Here is a 24,044-nt window from a genome sequence, read left to right on the forward strand (position 1 = left end):
GTAAATTAGGGAAATCTAAAATTTCTATATTCATAAACTTAGAAATATTAGAATGGTGATATAAAAATTATCATCCTAACCTAGGATAATCATGTAACCATTTAAGAATTAAAGTTGCGAGTAAGATATGATCTACATTATTACCTATACCCTCTATTTTTTCTTTTAAAGAAAGTATTATTTTTTTTTGCATAATTACTGCCCTTTTACTATACCGGGGAATTATGATGCGGACGGCGTGAATGCGTCGGAGAAAAATAAGTTTTCCGGCAGCTTATGCTGTTGCACAAACAGATTCTTTGCTTGTTCGGTCATAGCCGGAGAGCCGCAGGCAAATACTTCGTATTTCGACAGGTCGGGGTGGTCTTGTGCCGCGATGTCTTGTACGTGGCCTTTTCTTCCCTGCCAGCCCTCTCCGGGGCGGGACAATACGGGGGTGAAGCAGGCGTTTTTCAGACGGCATGCCAACCCTTGTGCTTCTTCGAGGGCATACAAATCATCCTGATGACGCGCGCCCCAGTAGAAATGGACGGCGCGGTCGCTGTCTTGGCGGATAAGGTCGAGCAGGATGCTGCGGATGGGGGCGTAGCCTGTGCCGGTTGCCAGCAGGATGACGGGCTTGCCGCTGTCTTCCTGCAAAGTAAACGAACCGAGCGGGCCTTTAACGCGGACGATGCCTTTTTCTTTGACTTTGGGTTCGNTGCCGAAAATCATTTCCGAGCAGACACCGTTTTCGCGCCTGCGGATGTGCAGTTTCAAAATGCCTTCTTGGTCGGGCGAATTGGCGATGGAGTAGCTGCGGCTGACGTTGCCCGGCAGCAGTAAATCAATGTATTGCCCGGCGTAGAAGGCAAACGGCGGGGCTTTGGGCAGGGCAAGTTTCAGGAGGGCGACATCGTGTTTGAAAATAATACTTTCGATGCGTGCGGGCAGGGTGCGGACGGGTAGGGCATCGGCTTTGTAGCCTAGGATGTTGATGCTGATATCGCTTTGCGCAGTGGTGCAGCACATCAAAATCTTGCCTTGCGCTTTTTCAGCTTCGGATAAAGCCTGTTCCGAGTGTCCGCCCATTTGAATATCGCCGCTGACCAGTTCGGCTTTGCATTGTCCGCAGACACCGCTTTTGCAGGAATGGGGCAGATTGAGGTTTTGTCGGGCGGCAGCGGCTAAAACGGTTTCGCCGTCGTTGGCGGCAAAGGTGGTTTGGTCGGGGAGGGTAACGGTGTGGTTCATCGTATTTCCTTTTCGGTTGAACCCCCGCCACTCGGACATCTGTCCTTCGGGGCGGTAGAATCAGACTTTATTTGGGAGGGGCGTAACCTTCCAAATCAGGACGACACACAGGGCGACGCTTTATGTGTCGTCCTGTGTGTTGAAACATGGAATATTGTTTTTTATGCTGTTTTAATGTGGTCAGGCTGTGAAAAACTGTGAAAATGCCGTCTGAACGTCGGATCTGGGTTTCAGACGGCATCTTGCTTATCAGGCAAGTTTGGCTTTGATCAGCTCTTGAACCTGCGCGGGATTGGCTTTGCCTTTGCTGGCCTTCATCACTTGCCCCACAATCGCATTCAGGGCTTTTTCGTTGCCGGATTTGAACTGTTCCACGGCTTTGGCGTTGTTTGCCAGCACTTCGTCTACCATCGCTTCAATCGCGCCGGTATCGGTCATCTGTTGCAAACCGTGTTTTTCAATGATTTCGGCAATGAAGGCTTCGGGTTCAGCCCACATGGCTTCAAAGGCTTTTTTCGCCAATTTGCTGCTTAATGTGCCGTCGGCGATTTTGCCCACCAGCGCGGCGAGGCGCGGGGCGGTAATCGGGCTGTCGGCAAGTTCCAGGCCGGCTTTGTTCAGCGCGGCGGCGAGTTCGCCGTTCATCCAGTTGGCAGTCGGCTTGCCTTGTCCGCTCTCTTTGGCGGCTTCTTCAAAATAGGCGGCCTGTGCGCGGCTTGCGGTGAGCAGGCGCGCGTCGTAGTCGCTCACACCGTAATCCGCCACGAAACGCGCTGCCATTTCTTTCGGCAGCTCAGGCATTTCTGCTTTGGCTTTTTGCATTTGAGCGTCTGAAATGATGACGGGCAGCAAATCAGGGTCGGGGAAGTAGCGGTAGTCGTGCGCGTCTTCTTTCAAGCGCATCACGCGGGTTTCGCCTTTTTCGGGATCAAACAGCATGGTTGCCTGCTGTACTTTGCCGCCGTCTTCCAAAATCTCGATTTGCGCTTCCACTTCGTAATTAATCGCCTGCTCCAAGAAACGGAAGGAATTGAGATTTTTAATCTCGCGGCGCGTCCCGAACTCTGCTTGGCCTTTCGGGCGAACGGATACGTTTGCGTCGACGCGGAACGAACCTTCCGCCATATTGCCGTCACAAATGTCCAGCCAGGTTACCAAGCTGTGTAATGCCTTGGCGTAGGCAACGGCTTCGGCGGCGGAGCGCATTTCGGGTTCGGATACGACTTCCAACAGCGGCGTGCCGGCGCGGTTCAAATCGATACCGGTCGCGCCGTTCAAGCCTTCATGTACGGACTTACCTGCGTCTTCTTCCATGTGCGCACGGGTTACGTTGATGGTTTTCACATCGTCACCGACCACGATTTCCAATTTGCCGTGTTCGACAATCGGTAAATCCAACTGGCTGATTTGATAGCCTTTGGGCAAGTCGGGATAGAAGTAGTTTTTACGGTCGAACACGTTTTTCTGATTGATTTTCGCATCTAAAGCCAAACCCAATTTGATGGCTTTTTCAACGACTTCACGGTTCATTACCGGCAGTACGCCCGGCAGCGCGCATTCCACTACGCTGGCGTGCGCGTTGGGTTCTGCGCCGAATGCGGTCGATGCGCCGCTGAAGATTTTGGATTTGGTGTTCAATTGGACGTGGATTTCCAAGCCGATTACGGTTTCCCAGGTCATAAGAGGTTCTTTCTCTAAAATATCAATTCGATAGTCTTCGCATCAGGCTGTCCGGCGGAGCGGTTTTTCCGTTTGGATGCCGTCTGAAATGCCGCGTGCTTCTGTTTTCAGACTGTCCTTCATCTCTGCAACCATGTTGTCCAGCATTTCATAACGCTTGCGGTACATCGAGCGTTTTTTGCTTTCGATGTCGGCAAGGTCTTTGCGGGCGGGAGTTTGAGGGAGATGCCAGTAGCCGTCCCGCTCCAAACTTGCGCCGTATTCCTGCCAGAATGCGTCGTAATTCATTTTGACGCGCTTTTTAAGTTTCCAGCGTAATTTGACTTGATGTTTTTGTGCAATGCCTATCGCGCCGTCCAATTTTAATTCGGCGGCGAAATATTGCAGTGCGGTTACCATCAGTTGTTGGGGACGCAAGCCGTGAAGTTGTTTGGTGATGCGGCGGACGGTGTCTTTGGCTTCTTCACCCGCAGGCCCTTGTACGGAGGCTGCCAGCAGGTGTGTGCCGACAAAGGCGAAGGTCGCCATATACAGCCGGTTGCCTGCTTCATCGCGCAAAGATAAAGACCACGCGCCTTCTTCGACGCAGTTGTCGTTGCGGTTGAGCCACAAGCTGATGCCGTCTGAAAGGTGCGCCAAGACCAGATGGAAGCGGTAGTCTTCCATTTGGTGCAGAATGTCTGTGCCGAACAGTTTTTCCGCCATAAGAAAATCTGCCGTCATCGCATCTAAACGGCGTTTGCAGTTAAAACGCCTGTCAACAAATTCGCGCAGCAGCGGATAAGCATCCTGAGGGCAGCGGAGGAACAGCCCCTGACGGATAGGGGAGGCGTTGACAAACTGCTCGAAGGCGTAAATTTCTTTTTTTCCGAAAAATTTTCGCAATGTGTATTTTAAATGTTGCAGCCGATATAAAGGGGCATAGCTATAAACGGTGCGAAAATCGGGAAAGGTAAAGGTGCGGTTCTGCTTCATTCGGGTCGTTTGCCGTGCCAATCGCTGTTGAGTTGGATTTGATGCGCCGCACCGAGTATTCGGGCTTCGGAGAAATAGTTGCCGATAAGCTGAACGCCGATGGGCAGTCCGCCGCCGCTGAAGCCTGCGGGCAGGGTCAATGCGGGCAGTCCGGCGAGGTTGACGGCGATGGTGTAAATGTCGCTCAAGTAGGTTTCAACCGGCGAAGCATCCGCTCCGATTTTGGGTGCGGCGGAGGGTGCGGTCGGCGCGAGGATGAGGTCGCACCGTGCAAATGCCGTCTGAAAATCATCGGCAACGAGGCGGCGCAGTTTTTGGGCTTTGAGATAGTAGGCATCGTAGTAGCCGTGCGACAGTACATAAGTGCCGATCATGATGCGGCGTTTGACTTCGCTGCCGAAACCTTCGGCGCGGGTTTTGCCGTACATTTCTTCCAAATCGCTGAATTGGGCGGCACGGTGTCCGTAACGTACGCCGTCGTAACGTGAAAGGTTGGTACTGGCTTCTGCGGAGGCGAGGACGTAGTAGGCGGGGATGGACAGCTTGGTTTGCGGCAGGGAAACTTCGACCAATTCCGCGCCTTGGGCTTTGAGGAGGTCAATGGTATGTTGCAATGCCGTCTGAACATCGGTGCTGTTGCCTTCGCTGAAGTATTCTTTGGGCAGGCCGATTTTCATGCCTTTAAGCGGTTGGTTCAAATCGCGGGTGTAGTCTTCTTTTTCGCGCTCGAGGCTGGTGGAGTCTTTGGGGTCGAAACCTGCCATCGCGTTTAACAGAATCGCGCAGTCTTCGGCAGTTTGCGCCATCGGGCCGGCCTGGTCGAAGCTGGAGGCGTAGGCGACCATGCCGAAGCGGGAAACCGTGCCGTATGTGGGTTTGATGCCGGTAATGCCGCAGTGCGACGCGGGTTGGCGGATAGAGCCGCCGGTATCCGAACCGAGCGCGGCAGGGGCAAGGCGTGCGGCAACGACGGCAGCCGAACCGCCGGAAGAGCCGCCTGGGACGTGTTCGGGATTCCACGGGTTTTTGGTCGCGCCGTAGAATGAGTTTTCATTGGTCGAACCCATGGCAAACTCGTCCATGTTGGTGCGGCCGAGCGTTACCATGCCTTCGTCGAGCAGGTTTTGGACGACGGTGGCGGTGTAGGGGGAGATGAAGTTGTCGAGCATTTTGGAAGCGCACGCGCTGCGCCAGCCGGTTTGGCAGAAAATATCCTTGTAGGCGACGGGTATGCCGGTAAGCGCGGAGGCGTTGCCCTGAGCGATGCGTTCATCGGCGGCACGGGCTTCTGCGAGGGTTTTATCTTGGTCGATGGTGATGTAGCCGTTGAGGGCAGGATTTTTTTCGGCGATGGCGGCAAGGTATGCGCTTGCTAGTTCGACGGCGGAAATCTGTTTGGACTGCAACAGGACGCTTGCCTGTTTTAATGTGTATTGTGTCATAAATCTTCCATCCCTAAAGGGTTTCAGGCGGTATTTTTTCTGATGCCGTCTGAAGCATATTCGGATTATTCTTCGATAACTTGCGGTACGATGTACAGACGGTTGCGTACTTCCGGTGCGACCGCCTGATATTCGGCGGCGCGGTCGGTTTCGGTTACTTCGTCTTCACGCAGGCGCAGGGCGGCTTCGTGCGGGTGCGCCATCGGTTCGATGCCGTCTGTGTTGATGGTTTGCATCTGTTCGACCATAGCGAAAATGTCGTTTAATTCTTGAAGCGATTTTTCTTTTTCTGCCGCAGTCAGGTGCAGTCGGGAGAGTCGGGCGATTTTGTCTACGTCGGCAAGTGTCAGTGCCATGAAAAGCATCCTTGTCTGATGGTAAAGATACCGTCGTTCGGGTATGATGGGGCGTATTGCTTGAATTTTTAATTATAACGGAAAAATCTGTTGTAGCGGCAATTTGCGGCATCGAATGCCTGCCGCACGGGTTTGAAGGAGGGGGAAATAATGGGATTGGGTATGGAAATCGGCAAGCTGATTGTGGCTTTTTTGGTGCTGATCAATCCGTTTAGCGCGTTGTCGCTTTACCTTGACCTGACCAACGGACACAGTACGAAGGAGCGCAGGAAGGTCGCGCGGACGGCAGCCGTCGCCGTGTTTGCCGTGATTGCGGTATTTGCGCTGATCGGCGGTATGTTGTTGAAGGTTTTGGGCATCAGCGTCGGTTCGTTTCAGGTCGGCGGCGGGATTTTGGTGCTGCTGATCGCCATTTCGATGATGAACGGCAACGACAATCCAGCCAAGCAGAATCTCGGCGCGCAGCCGGAAACGGGGCAGGTGCGTCCCGCCCGCAATGCAGGGGCGATTGCCGTCGTGCCCATCGCCATACCGATCACCATCGGCCCGGGCGGTATTTCGACCGTGATTATTTACGCTTCGGCGGCTAAAACATACGGCGACATCGCGCTGATTATCGCGGCCGGTTTGGTGGTCAGTGCGATTTGTTATGCCATTTTAATCGTTGCCGGGAAGGTCAGCCGCCTGCTGGGCACGACGGGGCTGACGATTTTAAACCGCATTATGGGTATGATGCTGGCGGCGGTATCGGTGGAGATTATTGTGTCGGGACTGAAAACGATATTCCCGCAACTGGCAGGTTGATCAGATGTTTCACAGTGTCAATGTATTTACGGGCGAAACGCTCTACCGCCGCCCTGCTCAAGATTATGCGGAGTTTGAACGGCAACTGGCGGATTTGAAAATGCGCGGCAGGGCGTTCGCACAATTGGGCGTAACCGAACGTGCCGCGCGTCTGCAAAAATTTGCCGGCCGTTTGGAGGCGGAGAAAGAGCGTTTTGCGGAAATGGTGTGCGAAGAAGTCGGTCGCTGCCTGCACGAATGTCGCGCGGAAATCGGCAAGTCTATCGAGCTGATACGTTATTATGCCCGCCTTGCCCCCGAACTACTCGCCCACAAAACCATTGCGACGCAGGCGAGTTTGAGTCAGGTAAGGTTTGAGCCTTTGGGTGTGGTGTTTGCCGTCATGCCTTGGAACTATCCCGTCTGGCAGGTATTGCGCTTTGCCGTACCTGCTGTTTGCGCGGGTAACGCGTGCGCCGTCAAACCCGCACCCAGCGTAGCACGCGTCAGTCAGGCACTGTTCGATTTGGTTTCAGACGGCATTCCTTTGGCAGGCGCGTGGCTGGATGAGGCGGACACGCTCAAGGCAGTCGAAGATACCGATGCGATGGCGTTTACCGGTTCGACGNATACGGGGCGCATCCTTGCGGCACACGCGGGCGCAAACCTCAAGAAAACCGTGTTGGAGCTCGGCGGCAGCAACGCCTTTATCGTGATGCCCGATGCCGATTTGGAACGCGCCGCCGCAGAAGCCTGTTATTCCCGTTTCCGCGATGCGGGGCAATCGTGCAACGCCGCCAAACGCATCATCGTAACCGAAGCAGTAGCTGACCGCTTTATTCCGCTGTTTCTCGCCGAATGCGCCAAATTGAAAATGGGCGACCCCAAACATCCCGATACCACGCTTGCACCGCTGCACCGCGAAGATTTGCGGAACTGGGTTCACGGGCAGGTTAAAGATGCTGTTTTAAACGGCGCGGTATGCCTGACCGGCGGCAAAGTCCCGCTGGGGCCGGGGTGGTTCTACCCCGCGACTGTTTTAGACAGGGTAAATCCTGCCTGCCGCGTCTGGCATGAAGAAGTATTCGGCCCCGTTGCCCTGATTTTGCGTGCGGCAAACGAAGATCATGCCATCGCCCTTGCCAATGATTCACCGTTCGGACTCGGCGCCTGCATTTATACCGCCGATACTGGACGCGCCTGGCGGTTTGCCGAAAAAATACAGGCGGGATCGGTGTTTATCAACCGCCATACCAGCAGCGATTTGCGCCTGCCTTTCGGCGGAGTCAAAGATTCCGGTTACGGGCGCGAATTGTCCGAATTCGGGCTGTACGAGTTCGTCAACGTCAAAACCTACTGGCAGAAATAAACAAACCCCGTGCCGTTTCAGACGGCATGGGGTTTTCGATGAGGCTGCTTAACGGCAGTATTTGTTCACATCGTTATTGTATTTCCGAATCAAATCATCCTTGTTTTTCGCATTTGAGTTTCCCACCGCCTTCAGGTTCATTTTTGAAATCCGGCAGTTTTCTTCTTTGTTCTGCCGTTCGGTTTCGGCAATTTTTTTCTTTTCTTCCTCAAGCTGCCCGTTTTTTTCGGCAATATCCTTTTCGTTTTCCTTCGCACTGTCCGCATTCTTATCGACGGTAGGTTTGGGCTTGACCGCCGGTTTGGTTTGGCGTGTCCGCAGGTTGAGGATTTGGCTCTGGTCGGGATGAAGCTGTTTCGGTACATCCGAATAGCTGTTGCCGCCGCCGTCCTTCCAAGTAAAGACGGCAGCTTCGGCGGGTGGGACGGGCAGGAAAGAGGCGAGGGTAAATGTGATGACGGATAAAGCAAAGTTCATTAGGGTTTCCTTAAGGGTTGGCTGTCGGGGCAGCATCAGGATTGGCTCGGGCGGTGTTTTTCCGGGTTCGGGTCAAAGTGGGGAAGAAACTCCGCCTTATATGGTGCTTTATATATTGGGGTAAAACAGATTCCCAAAAATATCATTGGAATATGCTTATGCTACCGTATATTTCGACAAAGAAAAAGAAAATTGCAGCCCGGTGTGTATAAAATCCGATGGGCGCGTGATTCTGCCTTTGGTGTTGAATCGGTTGAATCTGCGGTATTTTGATATTTTTATAGTGGATTAACAAAAATCAGGACAAGGCGACGAAGCCGCAGACAGTACAAATAGTACGGAACCGATTCACTTGGTGCTTGAGCACCTTAGAGAATCGTTCTCTTTGAGCTAAGGCGAGGCAACGCCGTACTGGTTTTTGTTAATCCACTATAATTGATGAAATGCCGTCTGAACGCTTTGAAAAGGGTTCAGACGGCATTTTGTTTAAACAGGGTTATTTGCGTTGCAATACGGCGGCGAAGAAGCCGTCGGTTTGGTATTCTCCGGAGTTGAGGCGCAGGTATTTGCCGGTATCCAAATCGACCCTCAGGCTTTGCAGCAGTTCGGCACAGTTGACGAGTTCAAATTCGGGATGTTCGGACAGGAAACGTTCGACTTGCAGCTCGTTTTCTTCCGGCAACACGCTGCAGGTGGCGTACACCAAGCGGCCTTGCGGTTTTACCAGTTTGGAGGCGGCATCAAGGATGCTGTGTTGTTGTTCCAAAAGTTTGGCCACGGTTTCGGCGGATTGGCGGTATTTGAGGTCGGGATTGCGGCGTAAAGTACCCAAACCGGAGCAGGGCGCGTCCACCAACACGCGGTCGGCTTTGCCTGCCAGTCGGGCGATACGGGCATCGTGTTCGCTGCTGATGCGTTCGGGGTGGATATTGGTCAGTCCGGCGCGGGTCATACGCGGTTTGAGGTTGGCAAGGCGTTTTTCGGCGATGTCGAAGGCGTAGATTCTGCCTTTGTTCGCCATTTGCGCGCCGACAGCCAAGGTTTTGCCGCCGGCACCGGCACAGAAATCGACAATGATTTCGCCACGTTTTGCGCCCACCAATAAGGCAAGCAGCTGGCTGCCTTCGTCTTGGACTTCCAGCGTACCGTCCAAAAACAGTTCGTGTTTGTTAAGCGCGATTTTATTTTTCAGGCGGATGCCCCAAGGCGAATAAGGCGTTGCCTCTGCATCGGCACTTTCGGCTTGCAACAGCGGCAGCACTTTATCGCGTTTGCCTTTCAAAGTATTGACGCGGATGTCGAGCGGGGCAGGTTGGTTGATGCTGCGGCCGAAGGCGAGGATTTCTTCTTCGCGCCAATGCTGTTGCAGTTGTTCCACCAGCCATTGCGGCAATTCTGCGGCGGTATTCAGGCCGTCTGAAAACTCGGTTTTGCGGGCTTTCAAATTGCCGAGGAACGCTGTTTCTTCTTCATCAAGCAGGTCTTTGATTTGGCTGATGTTGGTACTTCTGCCGAGAACCAGTGCGGCGAGTGCGGCTTTGCGCGGCTGTGCGTGCGGACGGCGCAGGGCAGTGCTGATTTTTTGATAGTGGCGCAGCGCGGCAAAGGCGGTTTCGGCGATTTCGTGGCGGTCTTGGCGGCCGAGTTTTTTGTGTTCGCGGAAATAGGCGGAGAGGACGGCATCGGAAGGCTGTTTGAAAGTCAGCATTTCAGCCAAAACTTTGGCGGTATGGTCGAGTTGTGCGGCGTTCATAATGTAATGGGTTCTCTTAAAGTTGGTAAAGGGTTTCAGACGGCCTTCATAATACGTTCGATTTCGTGCCAAAAGCCGTCCGGCCGACATTCCAAAACGGCAATCAAGCCTTGGTCGATACGGCGGATTTCGGTTGCGTTTAATGTTTCGGTTTCGGCGACACGCGCAGGCGCGAGATAGGCCATGCGGTCGAGCAGATGGTAGCGCGCTTCTCGGCGTTCAAACCCGTATTCCGCCCAATCTTGAATATAAACGCCGTGCCAGCCGTATGGATTAAGCGGCGGCTCGAAAGCATGGAAACCTTGTGGAAAAAATCCGATGCCGCGCACGATGGAAACGGGTTTTACGTCAAGCGGCAAACCGTGCTGCCGCAAGATCCGGATGCCGTCTGAAGTGTGCGGCAGACCGAGTTGGGCGGTCAGTTTGGCGGCTTTTCCCAAAAGCGTGTCTTTGGGGTCGAGTCCGCGCATGTCTTCGGGTCTGCCCGTGCCGCTGCCGTAATATTTGCAGGTCAGCTCGATATGGTAGGGCTTGCCGTTAAGCCTTGCCACAAAATCCGCCGCGCCTTGCGTATTGCCGTCAGAACCGGAAACCGTGAGGTTGTGCGCGAGCAGTTCGGCGTGCGGCGCGTTGGCAAACCAAAAGGCCATCAGCTCTTCGGCATAAATGCCGAGACGATGTCCAAACGGGGCGCGTTGGGCGAGGTAATCCTTCAGCGGAGCGGGATCGGCGTCCAATGCCAAAAGGTAACGGAAACCGCGTTCCCCCAATAGTTCGCGCACGCTCAATTCGCAGCCGCTTTGCCACAANGGAGGCGCGGTCAGCAGCGAGGCAAGGTCGCGGACGGGTTGGCTGGTGAGTTTCCACCATAATGCGTCTAGGGCGTAATTCATGCTTATCCGAATATCAGTCATGCTGTCTGAAAAGCTGGAAATGTTTTCAGACGGCCTTAATCAGTCTTTTTTATGGATACGGTGGCTGACGGTATTGAAAAAACCGCGCAGGATGTCGATGTCTTCGGTTTGCGTGTTGGCGCGTCCGAACAGGCTCTGCATACGGCGCATCAGACGCTCGCCGTTGCGGCGGTTGAAAAAGCCGATGTCGTTCATCACGCTTTCCATGTGGGCGACCATACCTTTGATTTGCTTGTGGGTGGCGGCGTGGTCTTCCTGTTGCAGGTGGGTCATGGGCGAATCGGTTTGGCTGAAGATTTCGTAGCACACGACCTGCACGGCTTGGGCGAGGTTGAGCGAGAAATAGTCGGGATTGCCGTTGATGGTCATCAGTCGGTTGCAGGCTTGGACTTCTTCGATGCTCAAGCCGAAAGTCTCATTACCGAAGACCAGCGCCACTTTCTCGCCACGGTTGGCGGCCTGCAGTAATTCGGGCACCAAATCGCGCGGGGTTTGCAGTGGCGCAGTGATTTCGCGGCGGCGGCTGGTCAGGGCGCAGGCGATGGTGGTGTAGGCAAGGGCTTCGTCCAGCGTGGCGACGATTTCGGCGTTGTGCAATACGTCTGCCGCGCCCGAAGCGAGGATGAAACTTTCTTCAGGCAGTGCAAAACTTTGCACGTCATCGGGATTGAAAACAGGCGGGTTTTCCGTCATCGGCGTAGCCATCAGATTAGGGGCGACGATAGTCAGTGTGTGCAGGCCCATTGTTTTCATCGCGCGTGCGGCAGAGCCGATATTGGCGGGATGGCTGGTGCGTGTGAGGACGATGCGGATGTTGTCCAGATAATCGGGCAGGGCGGGTTTGAGAGCAGTCATGTTCGGTTTTCGGTCGGAATGGAATAGGGTATAATGCGCCGTCTTTTTCGTTCGGACGGTCAAATGCCGTCTGAAATGTTCTTTAACAACGTCGGAAATTTAACGTTGCGCCTGAAGCAGACACGCGTCAGGCGGTATTTTACCCGATTTGGCAGTGTTTACCCCAACCAAATAAACTCCGATTTTGCCGCTCCGAAGGACTGCGCGTCCGAACCGGCGGTATGCCACCCTTAAGGAAATCTGATGAATCCGTTTTTGAATACAGCCTTTAAAGCCGCCCGCCGTGCCGGTCAGATGATGATACGCGCCGCCGGCAATCTGGATGCCGTCAAAACCGACAGCAAAGCCTTCAACGATTTTGTTTCCGATGTTGACCGCAATTCCGAAATCATCCTGGTTGAGGCTTTGAAAGAAGCCTATCCGCACCACAAAATCACTTGTGAAGAAAGCGGCTCCCACGGCAAAGCCGCGGCCGAGTACGAATGGATTATCGATCCGCTCGACGGCACGACCAATTTCCTTCACGGCCATCCTCAATACGCTATCTCTATGGCACTCCTGCACAAAGGCGTGTTGCAAGAAGCTTTGGTTTACGCCCCCGAACGCAACGACGTATATATGGCTTCGCGCGGCAAAGGCGCGTTGCTCAACGACCGCCGCATCCGCGTTTCCAACCGCATCGAATTGAACCGCTGCCTGATCGGTACCGGCTTTCCTGTTGTCGATCAAAGCATGATGGACAAGTATCTGGCGATTTTGAAAGATTTCTTGGCCAAAACCGCCGGAGGCCGTCGTGAAGGCGCGGCTTCTTTGGATTTGTGTGCTGTGGCGACTGGTCGTTTTGACGGCTTTTTCGAGTTCAACCTCAAACCGTGGGACATTGCCGCAGGCGCATTGATTGTCCAAGAAGCAGGCGGCATCGTTACCGATATGACGGGTGAAGACGGCTGGCTGGAAAGCGGCGATGTTGTCGCCGCCAATCCCAAAGTGCTGGCGCAAATGTTGAAAATTATTTCCGCACACGTTTAAATTTCAGCCCGCTCCCGGGAATGCGGGAAAACGGGCGGGTATGCCGTCTGAAGTATCGTGCCGATATTTCAGACGGCATTTTTATTGGCAGCGGGGGCAGGAAGGCGGAAACGGTTAAATGTCCGAAACTGCCGAGGATGGAAACCCATATCTGATTAAACGGAGAAACCTGTGCAATTTGTCCATTTCCAGCTCAGTCATTTAAATGCAGTTTGATGGAAGCTAAATCGGCTGTGGTAGAAAACAGACACCGGAGAATAAAAAATAAACCAATATTTAACAGTCGGATAACTCCGCCTGATTGAGTTTTTCCAGTAATAGTTGTGATTATCAAATATAATTGCCGCTCGAAATATCTGACAAGTTTGTTTATTTTTATATTTATTCCTCAATACTTAAAAAGAGAGCGTTTTCATGAACAAAAAACTTGCCTTAATGCCGCTGTTGATTTTGAGCGCGTTTTCGTCTGCCGCCGACAATGTTCCGCAGCAGGCCGAACTTGGACAGGTTCATGTCCGCGCCGATGCCAAGCGCGTCAAAGCCGCCCGTTCTTACTCCATCGCCAGCGATGGCGACTTGCGCGACCGCGTAAATTTGGGCGTATTGGGTAAAGCCAACGCTTTTACCGCACCGATTACCGTCGTCAACTACGACGAACAAGCCCTCAACAACACCGAAGCGCGTACTTTGGTGGATGCCGTAGCGAAAAAAGACGCTTCCGTTTGAGAGTTTGGCGGCGAAAGCAACACGCTGACCGGTCTGTATTTCCGTGGTTATCAGCTTGATGCGCGCCAATTCAGCGTAAACGGCTTGGCAGGAATGTATGGCACGCAAGGCACGGCCAGCGTGCAAGTCGGTTCCGCACAACTGATTAAAGGCGCGTCCACCGCCGTAAACGGCATGGACCCTGAAGGCGCGGTATCCGGTTCCGTCAATATCGAGACCAAAAAAGCCGCCGATGAAGGCAACCGCAAAATCGGTTTGGGTTGGTTTAGCAACAACCGCGCCCAAGGTACGTTCGACTTGGGCCAACGCTTCGGCGAAAACAAAGAATTCGGCGTGCGCGCCAACGGCAAATTGCGCCATGGCGACACCCCGCGCCACGGTTACAGCGAAGACAACAAAGAATTTGCCTTGAATGCCGACTATCGCGGCGAAACACTGCGCGTGGCGTTCGATTCCATCTACGCGAAACGCAAAACCAACGGCGGCCGTGCGCGTATGCAGGATATTCAAAACGCCAGCGGACGCTTGTTTGACGCGCCCGATGGTAAAACCAACCTGCTGCCTTCTTGGAACTGGCAAAACACCGTCGGCGAAACCAATATGCTGACGTTTGAATGGGATGCGTTTGATAATGCACAGATTACAGGCGGTATCGGCTACAACAAAGCGCGTTATTACGGCACGCTGATTTCCCCGACCGTTTGCGGTACAAGCGGAGCAAGTAGCCAAACCGCTACCTGCACGGCTGCCAACCAATACCACACCGGCACGGCGCGCCTGACCGACCAATATTTCCGTACTTTGAGTATGAACCTGACCGCACGCGGCGAATTTGAAACCGGTCCGGTAACACATAACTGGAGTACGGCTTTCGACCGCATCATCCGCCAACGGAAAACCATAAACGGCAGCGGAAACGGCAACAGCAAGATAGAAGTGAAGGCAAACGAAAATATTGCGAATCAATTGGCATCGTTCAAAGCCGACTATCCCAATTCTTGGGCGAAAACCGCCAACTTGGATGCCAATATCAAAGTTAACAGCCTGGCTTTGTCCGACACCTTGGGCTTCGTGGATAACAAATACCGCCTGACTTTGGGCGGACGTTTCCAAGCAGTTGAATACACTAATAAAAAAGAAGGTCAAAGCGGCGATGCCAAACGTTTCAGCCCTATGTTTATGGCCGCGTGGGTGCCGCAACCCGATTTGGTCGTTTACGGTAACTACATGGAAGACTTGGAGCCAGCCGATATCAAAACCGATGATTCTGGCGAAACGACAATGGCGAAACCGCGTGTCAGCCGTCAGTTTGAAGTGGGCGTTCGTAAAAACTGGGGCGATTTCGTGACGACCCTGAACGCGTTTCAAATCAAACGCCCGGGCTACTGGCGCGGCAATACCAAAAAAGGTACTGATTTTGCAGCATATAAAGCAGCAGGAGGCGCAGACGGAGATGAACAAGGCATGGAACGCAGCCGAGGTATCGAGTTCAACGCATACGCCAACCTGTTGAACAAAACCCTGCGTCCGACTTTCGGCCTGATGTACCTGCAATCGACCGTGAAGAATTATCCGAATTCGCGCGATATGCTGGTCAGCGGCGTACAAGTCGCCAACCCGCGCGTGATTGCCAAAGCGGGCGTGGAATGGGATACCCCGTTTGCCAAAGGCTTAACTTTAAACGGTAATGTTTCGTATTTCGGCAAGTCTTACCAAGATACGAAAAAACAATATGCCTTCCCGTCCTACACTTTGGTTGACGTAGGCGCGCGCCACAAAACCAAGCTGGGCAAAAACACTCTGACCGTCAGCAGCTCGGTAGAAAACCTATTCAACAAAAACTACTGGCAGGTACAGCGCGGACAATTCGACCGCAGCTTCGCCGTTGTCGGTATGCCGCGCACTTACTGGCTGAAAGCGGAATTGGATTTCTGATTTCTCTGCATCCGGAAAATGCCGTCCGAACAGGTTTCAGACGGCATTTCTTTTAAAGAAATATGGCGGGATACGCTTAAATAATGCTATTCTAGTGCCTTTGAAACCTGCTTGTTTGAAGTGATGAAAAAACCTTTGATTTCGGTTGCGGCAGTATTGCTCGGCGTTGCTTTGGGTACACCTTATTATTTGGGTATCAAAGCCGAAGAAAGCCTGACGCAGCAGCAAAAAATATTGCAGGAAACGGGCTTTTTGACCGTCGAATCGCACCAGGATGACCGCGGCTGGTTTACCTCTACGGAAACGACGGTCATCCGTCTGAAACCGGAGTTGCTGAATAATGCCCGAAAATACCTGCCGGACAACCTGAAAACAGTGTTGGAACAGNCGGTTACGCTGGTAAACCATATCACGCACGGCCCTTTTGCCGGCGGATTTGGCACGCAGGCGCACATTGAAACCGAGTTCAAATACGCGCCTGAAACGGAAAAAGTTCTGGAACGCTTTTTTGGAAAACAAGCTCCGGTTTCCCTTGCCAATACCGTTTATTTTAACGGCAGCGGTAAAATGGAAGTCAGTGTTCCCGCCTTCGATTATGAAGAACTGTCAGGCATCAGGCTGCACTGGGAAGGCCTGACGGGGGAAACGGTTTATCAAAAAGGTTTCAAAAGCTACCGGAACGGCTATGATGCCCCCTTGTTTAAAATCAAGCTGGCAGATAAAGGCGATGCCGCGTTTGAAAAAGTGCATTTCGATTCGGAAACTTCAGACGGCATCAACCCGCTTGCTTTGGGCAGCAGCAATCTGACTTTGGAAAAATTCTCCCTAGAATGGAAAGAGGGTGTCGATTACAACGTCAAGTTAAACGAACTGGTCAATCTCGTTACCGATTTGCAGATTGGCGCGTTTATCAATCCCAACGGCAGCATCGCACCTTCCAAAATCGAAGTCGGCAAGCTGGCTTTTTCAACCAAGACCGGGGAATCAGGCTCATTTATCAACAGTGAAGGGCGGTTCCGTTTTGACACGCTGGTTTACGGCGATGAAAAATATGGCCCGCTGGATATCCATATCGCTGCCGAACATCTCGATGCTTCTGCCTTAACCGTATTGAAACGCAAGTTTGCACAAATTTCTGCCAAAAAAATGACTGAAGAACAAATCCGCAATGATTTGATTACTGCAGTCAAAGGCGAGGCTTCCGGATTATTTACCCATGACCCGGTACTAAATATCAAAACTTTCCGTTTCACCCTGCCTCAGGGAAGAATTGATGTGGGCGGAAAAATCATGTTTAAAGACATGAAGAAGGAAGATTTGAACCAATTGGGACTGATGTTGAAGAAAACCGAGGCAGACATCAGAATGAGTATTCCTCAAAAAATGTTGGAAGATTTGGCGGTAAGTCAGGCCGGAAATATTTTCAGTGTAAATGCCGAAGATGAGGCGGAAGCCAGAGCAAGCATTGCAGATATTAATGAAACATTGCGCCTGATGGTGGACAGTACGGTCCAAAGTATGGCAAGGGAAAAATATCTTACTTTAGACGGTAATCAGATTGATACGGTTATTTCCCTTAAAAACAACGCCCTGAAGTTAAACGGGAAAACGCTGCAAAATGAACCTGATCCCGATTTTGATGAGGGCGGTATGGTTTCCGGCCAACCGCATTAATGCCGTTTATGCCAAATGCCGTCTGAAATGTTCAGACGGCATTTTTGTCAGTCTTAAAATAGGATGGATTTTCATGTTTCAAAGACAATTGATTGTCTCCAATCCAATATCAGGACACGCTTCTAATGTTTAGATATGGAACTCAGACGGGATGGGGGAACTATTGAAATCCGGTTGAAATCTGTGATTGGAAAGCATGGAAGAAAAATAAAAGGCTGTATTTTAATATGGTGTCAATAGGCATGCTTAGCTTCAAGGTATTCAATAGGATAGGTTTTTGCCTAACCGGAAAATAATCGTCTTTTCCCTTACAACCAGTTAAAATTGACAGATGGTTAAAACACAGCCAAATAAAAATGCCGTCTGAAGGGTTCAGACGGCATTTGTTCGGATAAACCTTATCGGTTGCTTAGAGCATCAGGTTTATTTTTTCTTTTGAGGAGGCAGGTCGGTACATACACCCAAGGCTACTTCCGCAGCCATACCGATGGATTCACCCAAAGTAGGGTGCGGATGGATGGTTTTGCCAATGTCGGCTGCATCACAGCCCATTTCGATGGCTAGGCAGACTTCGCCGATCATATCGCCGCCGTTGGGGCCGACGATACCGCCGCCGACAACACGGCCTGTTTCGGCATCAAAAATCAGTTTGGTAAAGCCATTATCGCAGCCGTTGGCAATCGCACGACCGGAAGCAGCCCATGGGAAGGTGGCTTTGGTGATTTTGCGGCCTGATGCTTTGGCAGACAATTCGGTTTCACCAACCCATGCCACTTCAGGAGAAGTGTAGGCAACGCCGGGAATGACGCGTGCGTCGAAGTAGGCTTTGTGGCCGGCACAGTTTTCAGCGGCAACGTGGCCTTCGTGAACGGCTTTGTGTGCCAACATCGGTTGACCGACGATATCGCCGATAGCGTAGATGTGTGGCACGTTGGTACGCATTTGTTTGTCCACTTCGATGAAGCCACGATCGGTAACGGCAACACCGGCTTTTTCTGCGCTGATGAGTTTGCCGTTAGGCGCACGGCCTGCCGCGACCAGTACGGCATCGTAACGTTGTGGCTCTTTAGGCGCATTTGCACCTTCAAAGGTAACGTAAACGCCGTCTTCTTTAGGCTCGACAGCAACAGTTTTGGTGTTGATCATGATGTTGTCAAAACGATATTCGTTTTGTTTTTGCCATACTTTAACCAAGTCGCGGTCTGCGCCTTGCATCAGGCCGTCCATCATTTCAACCACATCCAGGCGAGAACCCAGAGTGCTGTAAACCGTACCCATTTCGAGACCGATAATACCGCCGCCGATAATCAACAGTTTGCCCGGTACTTCTTTCAGAGCCAATGCGCCGCTGGAGTCGAAAATTCGAGGATCTTTAGGGATGAAAGGCAATTTGGTTACGCGGCTGCCTGCTGCAATGATACAGTTTTTAAAGGCAACGATTTTTTTCTCACCGGTAGGAGTCGCTTGTTCGTACACTTCGCTGGTCGTCAGAGAAACTTCCAAGTGGTGCGGATCTAAGAATTGGCCGTCACCTTGGATAATATCTACTTTGCGGCCTTTAGCCATGCCTGCCAAACCGCCGGTCAGACGGGAAACCACGCCGTCTTTGTAGGCGCGCAGCATGTCGATATCGAGTTCAGGCTCGGGGTATTTGATACCGTTGGCAGCCAAGTGGCGTACTTCATCGATAACGGCAGCATTGTGCAACAGAGCTTTGGAAGGGATACAGCCGACGTTCAAGCAAACGCCGCCCAAAGTTTTGTAACGTTCAACGATGGCAACTTTCAAGCCTTCGTCAGCAGCGGCAAATGCAGCAGAATAACCGCCAGGGCCGCCACCCAATACGACTACGTCGTATTCGGCATCGGCAGAGCCGCCGAATTGAGCAGCTTGAGGAGCAGGAGCGGCTGCTTTAGGTGCTCCTTGTGCAGGAGCGGCAGGCGCTTCGGCTTTAGGGGCAGCAGCTGCACCTTCGGCCTCAACGACAACAATCAAACCGCCTTCGGAGATTTTGTCGCCCACTTTAACTTTAACTTCTTTGACTACGCCTGCAACTTCGGCAGGCACGTCCATCGTCGCTTTGTCGGTTTCCAAGGTAATCAGGGTATCGTCAACGGCGATGGTGTCGCCTACGTTCACTTCAACCGCAATAATATCTACATTTTCGTGACCGCCAATGTCGGGCACTTTCAATTCAACTAAGCTCATGTCTAATCTTTCTGAATGATGTTCGGACTTCTTTTTTCAGACGTCCTTTCTATTCAGGCCGTCTGAAAATGCTCGGATTACAGAGTAATGCGGCGGAAGTCTTTCAACAGGTTAGCCAGGAATACGGTGAAGCGCATACCGGCGGCACCGTCGATGACACGGTGGTCGAAGGACAGGCTCAACGGGCACATCAGGCGCGGAGCGAATTCTTTGCCGTTCCAAACCGGTTTGATTTGGGATTTGCACACGCCCAAGATGGCGACTTCAGGAGCATTCACGATCGGCGTGAAGGCTGTTCCGCCGATACCGCCCAAGCTGGAAATGGTAAAGCATGCGCCTTGCATTTCTTGTGGTTTGAGCTTGCCTTCGCGGGCTTTTTTAGACAATTCAGTCAGCTCTTGGCTGATTTGTTTCAAGCCTTTTTGATCCACGTCTTTGATTACTGGAACAACCAAGCCGTTTGGCGTGTCGGCTGCAAAACCGATGTTGAAGTAGTTTTTCAGCACCAAGTTGTCGCCATCCAGAGAGGCGTTGAATTCAGGGAAGGCTTTCAGCGCAGCAACAGAGGCTTTGATAATGAACGCCAATGGGGACAGTTTCACGCCTTCGCGTTCCCATTCTTTGTTCAGTTGTTTGCGGAATTCTTCCAATTCGGTCATGTCCGCTTCTTCGTGTACGGTAACGTGAGGAATCACAACCCAGTTGCGAGACAGGTTTTGACCGGAGATTTTCTTAATGCGAGACAATTCTTTAACTTCGACGCTGCCGAATTTAGAGAAGTCAACTTTAGGCCATGGCAACAAGTCTAGACTACCGCCCAAAGAAGCAGCGGCAGGCTTGCCTGCACCGCTTTGCATAACGGATTTAACGAAGGCTTTAATGTCGTCGCCCATGATACGGCCTTTTAGACCGGTACCTTTGACTTGACCCAAATCTACGCCCAATTCACGCGCCAGTTTGCGTGCTGAAGGACCGGCGTGTGCTTTGGCGAATGCAGCTTCGTCAATTTTGGCAGCTGCAGGTGCAGCCGGAGCAGGCGCAGCGGCTGGTGCGGGAGCAGCAGGAGCCGGAGCAGCGGCTGGTGCAGGTGCGGCAGCTTGAGCGGCCGGAGCAGGGGCTGCTGTGGCAGAGCCGGCAGTTTCTACTTCAATAATGGCAGAGCCTTCGGATACTTTGTCGCCAACTTTTACAAATACGGCTTTAACCACACCGGCTTCGGTACATGGTACGTCCATGGTGGCTTTGTCGGTTTCCAAAGTAATCAGGGTGTCGTCAACGGCAACAGTGTCGCCAACTTTAATTTCAACGGCAATAACGTCTACGTCAGAGTGGCCGCCGATATCAGGTACAACAACTTGCACGGTAGCGCCACCGGCAGGAGCGGCTGCAGGCGCAGCAACTGGAGCAGCAGGAGCTTCTGCTGCAGGGGCTGGAGCAGTATCAGCAGCGGCAGCACCAGTTTCAACGGTCAAAATAACGCCACCTTCAGAGATTTTATCGCCAACTTTAACTTTAACTTCTTTCACGACGCCAGCTGCATCGGCAGGTACGTCCATAGTAGCTTTGTCGGTTTCCAATGTAATCAGGGTGTCGTCAACGGCAATAGTGTCGCCTACTTTGACTTCTACAGCGATGATGTCGACGTTTTCATGACCGCCGATATCAGGGACTTTGATTTCTACGATACTCATTTGAGTTCCTTTAATATTTTCAGTTTGATGCCGTCTGAAAACTGTTGCACACGGCATCGGTACAGTTTGCTAAACCATTCAAGTATTCGGTTTTCAGACGGCCTGATGTCTGAACGAAGCAAACAGGCCGTCTGAAACATCAATTAGCGTTTCCAGCTAGGAGCTGAATCGGCTTTAATACCATATTTTTCAATGGCTTGTTGAACGGTTTCTTTGCTGACTTTGCCTTGCTCGGCCAATGCGCTCAATGCGGCAACGGCAACGTTGTAGCGGTCCACTTCAAAGAAGCGACGTAGGTTGGCACGGCTGTCGGAGCGACCGAAGCCGTCAGTACCCAAGACGTGGTAGTCGTTAGGGATATAGGCACGGATACGGTCGGCATAGCTGCGGATATAGTCGGTAGCGGCAATAACCGGACCATCATGACCTTGCAGCTGAGAAGTAACAAACGGTACTTTTGCAGTTTCCAAAGGATTCAGGCGGTTGAAGCGTTCCACTTCGATAGCGTCGCGATGCAACAGGTTGAATGATGGGCAAGACCAGATGTCTGCTTCTACGCCGAAGTCGGCTTTCAACAATTCAGCACCAGCAATGACTTCTTGCAGGATGGTACCGGAACCCATCAATTGAACTTTCTTGTCGCCTTTGCCGCCAGCTTTCAGCAGATACATACCTTTCAGGATGTTTTCTTCTGCGCCTTCAGGCATATCTGGGTGAGCGTAGTTCTCGTTCATCAGGGTAATGTAGTAGAACACGTCTTCGTGGTTAACATACATGCGGCGCAAGCCATCGTGTACGATAACGGCTACTTCATATTGGAATGTCGGATCGTAAGTTACACAGTTTGGAATCAAGTCTGCTTGAATGTGGCTGTGGCCATCTTCGTGTTGCAAACCTTCGCCATTCAGTGTTGTACGGCCGGCTGTACCACCCAGCAGGAAACCACGTGCGTGCATATCGCCTGCTGCCCATGCTAAGTCGCCAACGCGTTGGAAACCGAACATAGAGTAGTAGATGTAGAAAGGAATCATGGCAAAGTCGTTGTTTGCGTAGCTGGTCGCAGCAGCAATCCAGTCAGCCATGGCACCTGGTTCGTTAATACCTTCTTGCAAGATTTGACCGTCAACAGACTCTTTATAGAACATCAGTTGGTCTTTATCTTGAGGAGTATATTGTTGGCCTTTAGGGTTCCAAATACCGTATTGACGGAACATACCTTCCATACCGAACGTACGGCTTTCATCTGGAACGATAGGTACAACGCGTTTGCCGATTTTTTTGTCTTTCAGCAAAGTGGACAGGATGCGTACGAAAGCCATGGTGGTTGAGAATTCACGGTCACCGCTGGATTTCAGTTGGGCATCAAATGCTGACAGTTCAGGCACTTCCAGAACTTCTTGGGTCGGGTTGCGTTGAGGCAGGTAGCCACCCAAAGATTCGCGGCGTGCGTGCAGGTATTTGTATTCTTCGCTGTCGGGAGTAAAAGTCAGGTAAGGCAGGTCGCCGCTGTCGATTTGCTCGTCAGTTACAGGAATGTCAAAGCGGTCACGGAATTGTTTAAGAGACGCTTTGTCCATTTTTTTGGCTTGGTGGGCAACGTTTTGACCTTCGCCGGATGCGCCCATACCGTAACCTTTAATGGTTTTTGCCAAGATTACTGTAGGTTTGCCGTCGGCGTGGTTAGCTGCGCGGTCGTAAGCGTTGTACACTTTTTGAGGGTCATGACCGCCGCGGTTCAATGCCCAAATTTCATCATCGGTCATATCTGCGACCAATGCTTTTAGTTCAGGGGTATTGAAGAAGTGTTCGCGAACGTATGCGCCGTCTTTTGATTTATAAGTTTGGTAGTCACCGTCCAGGCATTCTTCCATACGTTTGCGCAGGATGCCGTCTTTGTCTTTTGCCAAGAGGCGGTCCCAACGGCGACCCCAGATGACTTTTACAACATTCCAACCGGCGCCGGCAAAGTTGCCTTCCAGCTCTTGAATGATTTTGCCGTTACCGCGTACAGGACCGTCCAAACGTTGCAGGTTACAGTTGATGACGAATACCAGGTTGTCCAAACCTTCGCGTGCTGCCAGGGCAATCGCACCTTGGCTTTCAGGTTCGTCCATTTCGCCGTCACCGCAGAAACACCATACTTTACGACCTTTGGTTTTGGCCAGGCCGCGGGATTCCAAGTATTTCAGGAAACGTGCTTGGTAAATCGCCATAATCGGACCCAAACCCATGGACACGGTCGGGAACTGCCAGAAGTCGGGCAGGAGGTGCGGGTGAGGGTAAGATGGGAGACCGTGACCGTCGACTTCCTGACGGAAATTATTCAGTTGGTCTTCGGTCAGGCGACCTTCAACGAACGCACGTGCGTAGATACCCGGCGCAACGTGGCCTTGGAAGAATACCAAATCGCCTTCTTCGCCTTCGCCTTTAGCTTTCCAGAAGTGGTTGAAGCCGACTTCATACATGGTTGCTGCGGATTGGAAAGATGCGATGTGTCCACCCAGTTCCAAATCTTTTTTACCGGCGCGCAATACGATGGCGGCGGCGTTCCAGCGCACGAATGCGCGGATACGGTGTTCGATGTTTTGATCGCCCGGAATACCTTTTTCGTTTTCAACGGAAACCGTATTCAAATACGGCGTGGTTGTGCCGTGAGGCATACGAACGCCTTTGTCGCGGCTGTATTTAACCAGATGTTCCAACAGGTATTGTGCGCGTTCGCCTCCTTCGTATTCGAGAACGGAGCTTAACGCATCCAACCATTCTTGGGTTTCGATAGGGTCAACATCATGTAATTGGGTGGACATAGTATCATCCTTTGTGTTGAGTGTTTAATCGGTAGGGCGGGTGTAGTTTGCCCCTTTATTTTCGTTTGTGAAAAAAATATAAGCAAAAACGAAAATTTTCAAACTAAACCAAAACAAAATAAATTAAGTTTAATGTT

At 51.9% G+C, this 24,044-nt stretch carries 17 protein-coding genes and 1 pseudogene; 6 read left to right on the top strand and 12 right to left on the bottom strand.

Annotation, left to right across the window (positions count from 1 at the left end; translation table 11 throughout):
- Positions 1 to 222 precede the first annotated feature (222 nt).
- The 5 genes from ACRPFF_RS07415 to gatC form a co-directional block, all read right to left on the bottom strand.
- Positions 223 to 1,233, bottom strand: coding sequence for a 2Fe-2S iron-sulfur cluster-binding protein (locus tag ACRPFF_RS07415; RefSeq protein WP_432674266.1), 1,011 nt, complete (start codon positions 1,231 to 1,233; stop codon positions 223 to 225).
- A gap of 249 nt (positions 1,234 to 1,482) precedes the next feature.
- Entirely contained in the window at positions 1,483 to 2,913 is a 1,431-nt protein-coding gene (gene gatB / locus ACRPFF_RS07420) for an Asp-tRNA(Asn)/Glu-tRNA(Gln) amidotransferase subunit GatB (RefSeq protein ID WP_432674267.1), read from the bottom strand.
- A 42-nt stretch (positions 2,914 to 2,955) separates the two neighbouring features.
- Positions 2,956 to 3,888, bottom strand: a complete 933-nt coding sequence (locus tag ACRPFF_RS07425; protein ID WP_432674268.1) for a VirK/YbjX family protein — start codon at positions 3,886 to 3,888, stop codon at positions 2,956 to 2,958.
- A complete protein-coding gene (gatA, locus tag ACRPFF_RS07430) occupies positions 3,885 to 5,330 on the bottom strand; it encodes an Asp-tRNA(Asn)/Glu-tRNA(Gln) amidotransferase subunit GatA (protein WP_432674269.1) in 1,446 nt (481 codons plus the stop codon). Before gatA ends, ACRPFF_RS07425 begins: the two co-directional genes overlap by 4 nt.
- Before the next feature lie 65 nt (positions 5,331 to 5,395).
- A complete protein-coding gene (gene gatC, locus ACRPFF_RS07435; protein ID WP_002220840.1) occupies positions 5,396 to 5,686 on the bottom strand; it encodes an Asp-tRNA(Asn)/Glu-tRNA(Gln) amidotransferase subunit GatC in 291 nt (96 codons plus the stop codon).
- Between the two features lie 150 nt (positions 5,687 to 5,836).
- Here gatC and ACRPFF_RS07440 point away from each other — a divergent pair, with 150 nt between their 5' ends.
- Complete coding sequence (locus ACRPFF_RS07440) at positions 5,837 to 6,490, top strand: MarC family protein (RefSeq protein WP_432674270.1); 654 nt, start codon at positions 5,837 to 5,839, stop codon at positions 6,488 to 6,490.
- A 4-nt stretch (positions 6,491 to 6,494) separates the two neighbouring features.
- Positions 6,495 to 7,838, top strand: a complete 1,344-nt coding sequence (locus tag ACRPFF_RS07445) for an aldehyde dehydrogenase family protein (protein WP_432674271.1) — start codon at positions 6,495 to 6,497, stop codon at positions 7,836 to 7,838.
- A gap of 48 nt (positions 7,839 to 7,886) precedes the next feature.
- On the opposite strand, the gene ACRPFF_RS07450 is transcribed toward ACRPFF_RS07445, so the two are convergent.
- From ACRPFF_RS07450 to ACRPFF_RS07465, 4 genes are all read right to left on the bottom strand, one after another.
- Complete coding sequence (locus ACRPFF_RS07450) at positions 7,887 to 8,315, bottom strand: DUF4124 domain-containing protein (RefSeq protein WP_025455615.1); 429 nt, start codon at positions 8,313 to 8,315, stop codon at positions 7,887 to 7,889.
- Between the two features lie 496 nt (positions 8,316 to 8,811).
- Positions 8,812 to 10,068 (bottom strand): RsmB/NOP family class I SAM-dependent RNA methyltransferase, encoded by a 1,257-nt coding sequence (locus tag ACRPFF_RS07455; protein ID WP_432674283.1) that lies wholly within the window; start codon positions 10,066 to 10,068, stop codon positions 8,812 to 8,814.
- 35 nt (positions 10,069 to 10,103) lie between these two features.
- Entirely contained in the window at positions 10,104 to 10,961 is an 858-nt protein-coding gene (locus tag ACRPFF_RS07460) for a DUF1853 family protein (RefSeq protein WP_432674272.1), read from the bottom strand.
- A gap of 60 nt (positions 10,962 to 11,021) precedes the next feature.
- Positions 11,022 to 11,837, bottom strand: coding sequence for an RNA methyltransferase (locus ACRPFF_RS07465; protein ID WP_432674273.1), 816 nt, complete (start codon positions 11,835 to 11,837; stop codon positions 11,022 to 11,024).
- 63 nt (positions 11,838 to 11,900) lie between these two features.
- Between ACRPFF_RS07465 and ACRPFF_RS07470 the strand changes: the two genes are divergently transcribed.
- From ACRPFF_RS07470 to ACRPFF_RS07485, 4 genes and pseudogenes are all read left to right on the top strand, one after another.
- Positions 11,901 to 12,071 carry a hypothetical protein gene (locus tag ACRPFF_RS07470; protein ID WP_180300715.1) on the top strand — a complete coding sequence of 57 codons (171 nt, stop codon included), beginning with the start codon at positions 11,901 to 11,903 and terminating at the stop codon, positions 12,069 to 12,071.
- Positions 12,072 to 12,080: 9 nt separating this feature from the next.
- Positions 12,081 to 12,866, top strand: a complete 786-nt coding sequence (locus ACRPFF_RS07475; protein ID WP_002229574.1) for an inositol monophosphatase family protein — start codon at positions 12,081 to 12,083, stop codon at positions 12,864 to 12,866.
- A 414-nt stretch (positions 12,867 to 13,280) separates the two neighbouring features.
- Positions 13,281 to 15,527, top strand: a pseudogene (locus ACRPFF_RS07480) (TonB-dependent receptor).
- A gap of 123 nt (positions 15,528 to 15,650) precedes the next feature.
- Positions 15,651 to 17,201, top strand: coding sequence for a YdgA family protein (locus tag ACRPFF_RS07485; RefSeq protein WP_432674274.1), 1,551 nt, complete (start codon positions 15,651 to 15,653; stop codon positions 17,199 to 17,201).
- Positions 17,202 to 17,624: 423 nt separating this feature from the next.
- Here the strand turns inward: ACRPFF_RS07485 and lpdA are convergent, their stop codons facing one another.
- The 3 genes from lpdA to aceE all read right to left on the bottom strand — a co-directional run bounded on the left by lpdA (position 17,625) and on the right by aceE (position 23,907).
- Positions 17,625 to 19,409: a dihydrolipoyl dehydrogenase gene (lpdA, locus tag ACRPFF_RS07490; protein ID WP_432674275.1), complete on the bottom strand. Its 1,785-nt coding sequence runs from the start codon at positions 19,407 to 19,409 to the stop codon at positions 17,625 to 17,627.
- A 77-nt stretch (positions 19,410 to 19,486) separates the two neighbouring features.
- A complete protein-coding gene (gene aceF / locus ACRPFF_RS07495; protein ID WP_432674276.1) occupies positions 19,487 to 21,100 on the bottom strand; it encodes a dihydrolipoyllysine-residue acetyltransferase in 1,614 nt (537 codons plus the stop codon).
- Positions 21,101 to 21,243: 143 nt separating this feature from the next.
- The gene (aceE, locus tag ACRPFF_RS07500; protein ID WP_308031883.1) at positions 21,244 to 23,907 is read right to left on the bottom strand and encodes a pyruvate dehydrogenase (acetyl-transferring), homodimeric type; all 2,664 of its coding nucleotides are present in this window, start codon (positions 23,905 to 23,907) and stop codon (positions 21,244 to 21,246) included.
- Positions 23,908 to 24,044 lie beyond the last annotated feature (137 nt).

This window comes from Neisseria sp. SLRRB23 (assembly GCF_050896295.1).
In the GTDB taxonomy this organism is placed as follows: Bacteria; Pseudomonadota; Gammaproteobacteria; order Burkholderiales; family Neisseriaceae; genus Neisseria.

Excerpts from the sequence above, each read along its gene's own strand:
- gatB (WP_432674267.1), bottom strand. The coding sequence starts at position 2,913 with ATGACCTGGGAAACCGTAATCGGCTTGGAAATCCACGTCCAATTGAAC.
- ACRPFF_RS07425 (WP_432674268.1), bottom strand. The coding sequence starts at position 3,888 with ATGAAGCAGAACCGCACCTTTACCTTTCCCGATTTTCGCACCGTTTAT.
- gatA (WP_432674269.1), bottom strand. The coding sequence starts at position 5,330 with ATGACACAATACACATTAAAACAGGCAAGCGTCCTGTTGCAGTCCAAA.
- gatC (WP_002220840.1), bottom strand. The coding sequence starts at position 5,686 with ATGGCACTGACACTTGCCGACGTAGACAAAATCGCCCGACTCTCCCGA.
- ACRPFF_RS07440 (WP_432674270.1), top strand. The coding sequence starts at position 5,837 with ATGGGATTGGGTATGGAAATCGGCAAGCTGATTGTGGCTTTTTTGGTG.
- ACRPFF_RS07450 (WP_025455615.1), bottom strand. The coding sequence starts at position 8,315 with ATGAACTTTGCTTTATCCGTCATCACATTTACCCTCGCCTCTTTCCTG.
- ACRPFF_RS07455 (WP_432674283.1), bottom strand. The coding sequence starts at position 10,068 with ATGAACGCCGCACAACTCGACCATACCGCCAAAGTTTTGGCTGAAATG.
- ACRPFF_RS07465 (WP_432674273.1), bottom strand. The coding sequence starts at position 11,837 with ATGACTGCTCTCAAACCCGCCCTGCCCGATTATCTGGACAACATCCGC.
- ACRPFF_RS07470 (WP_180300715.1), top strand. The coding sequence starts at position 11,901 with ATGCCGTCTGAAATGTTCTTTAACAACGTCGGAAATTTAACGTTGCGC.
- ACRPFF_RS07475 (WP_002229574.1), top strand. The coding sequence starts at position 12,081 with ATGAATCCGTTTTTGAATACAGCCTTTAAAGCCGCCCGCCGTGCCGGT.
- lpdA (WP_432674275.1), bottom strand. The coding sequence starts at position 19,409 with ATGAGCTTAGTTGAATTGAAAGTGCCCGACATTGGCGGTCACGAAAAT.
- aceF (WP_432674276.1), bottom strand. The coding sequence starts at position 21,100 with ATGAGTATCGTAGAAATCAAAGTCCCTGATATCGGCGGTCATGAAAAC.
- aceE (WP_308031883.1), bottom strand. The coding sequence starts at position 23,907 with ATGTCCACCCAATTACATGATGTTGACCCTATCGAAACCCAAGAATGG.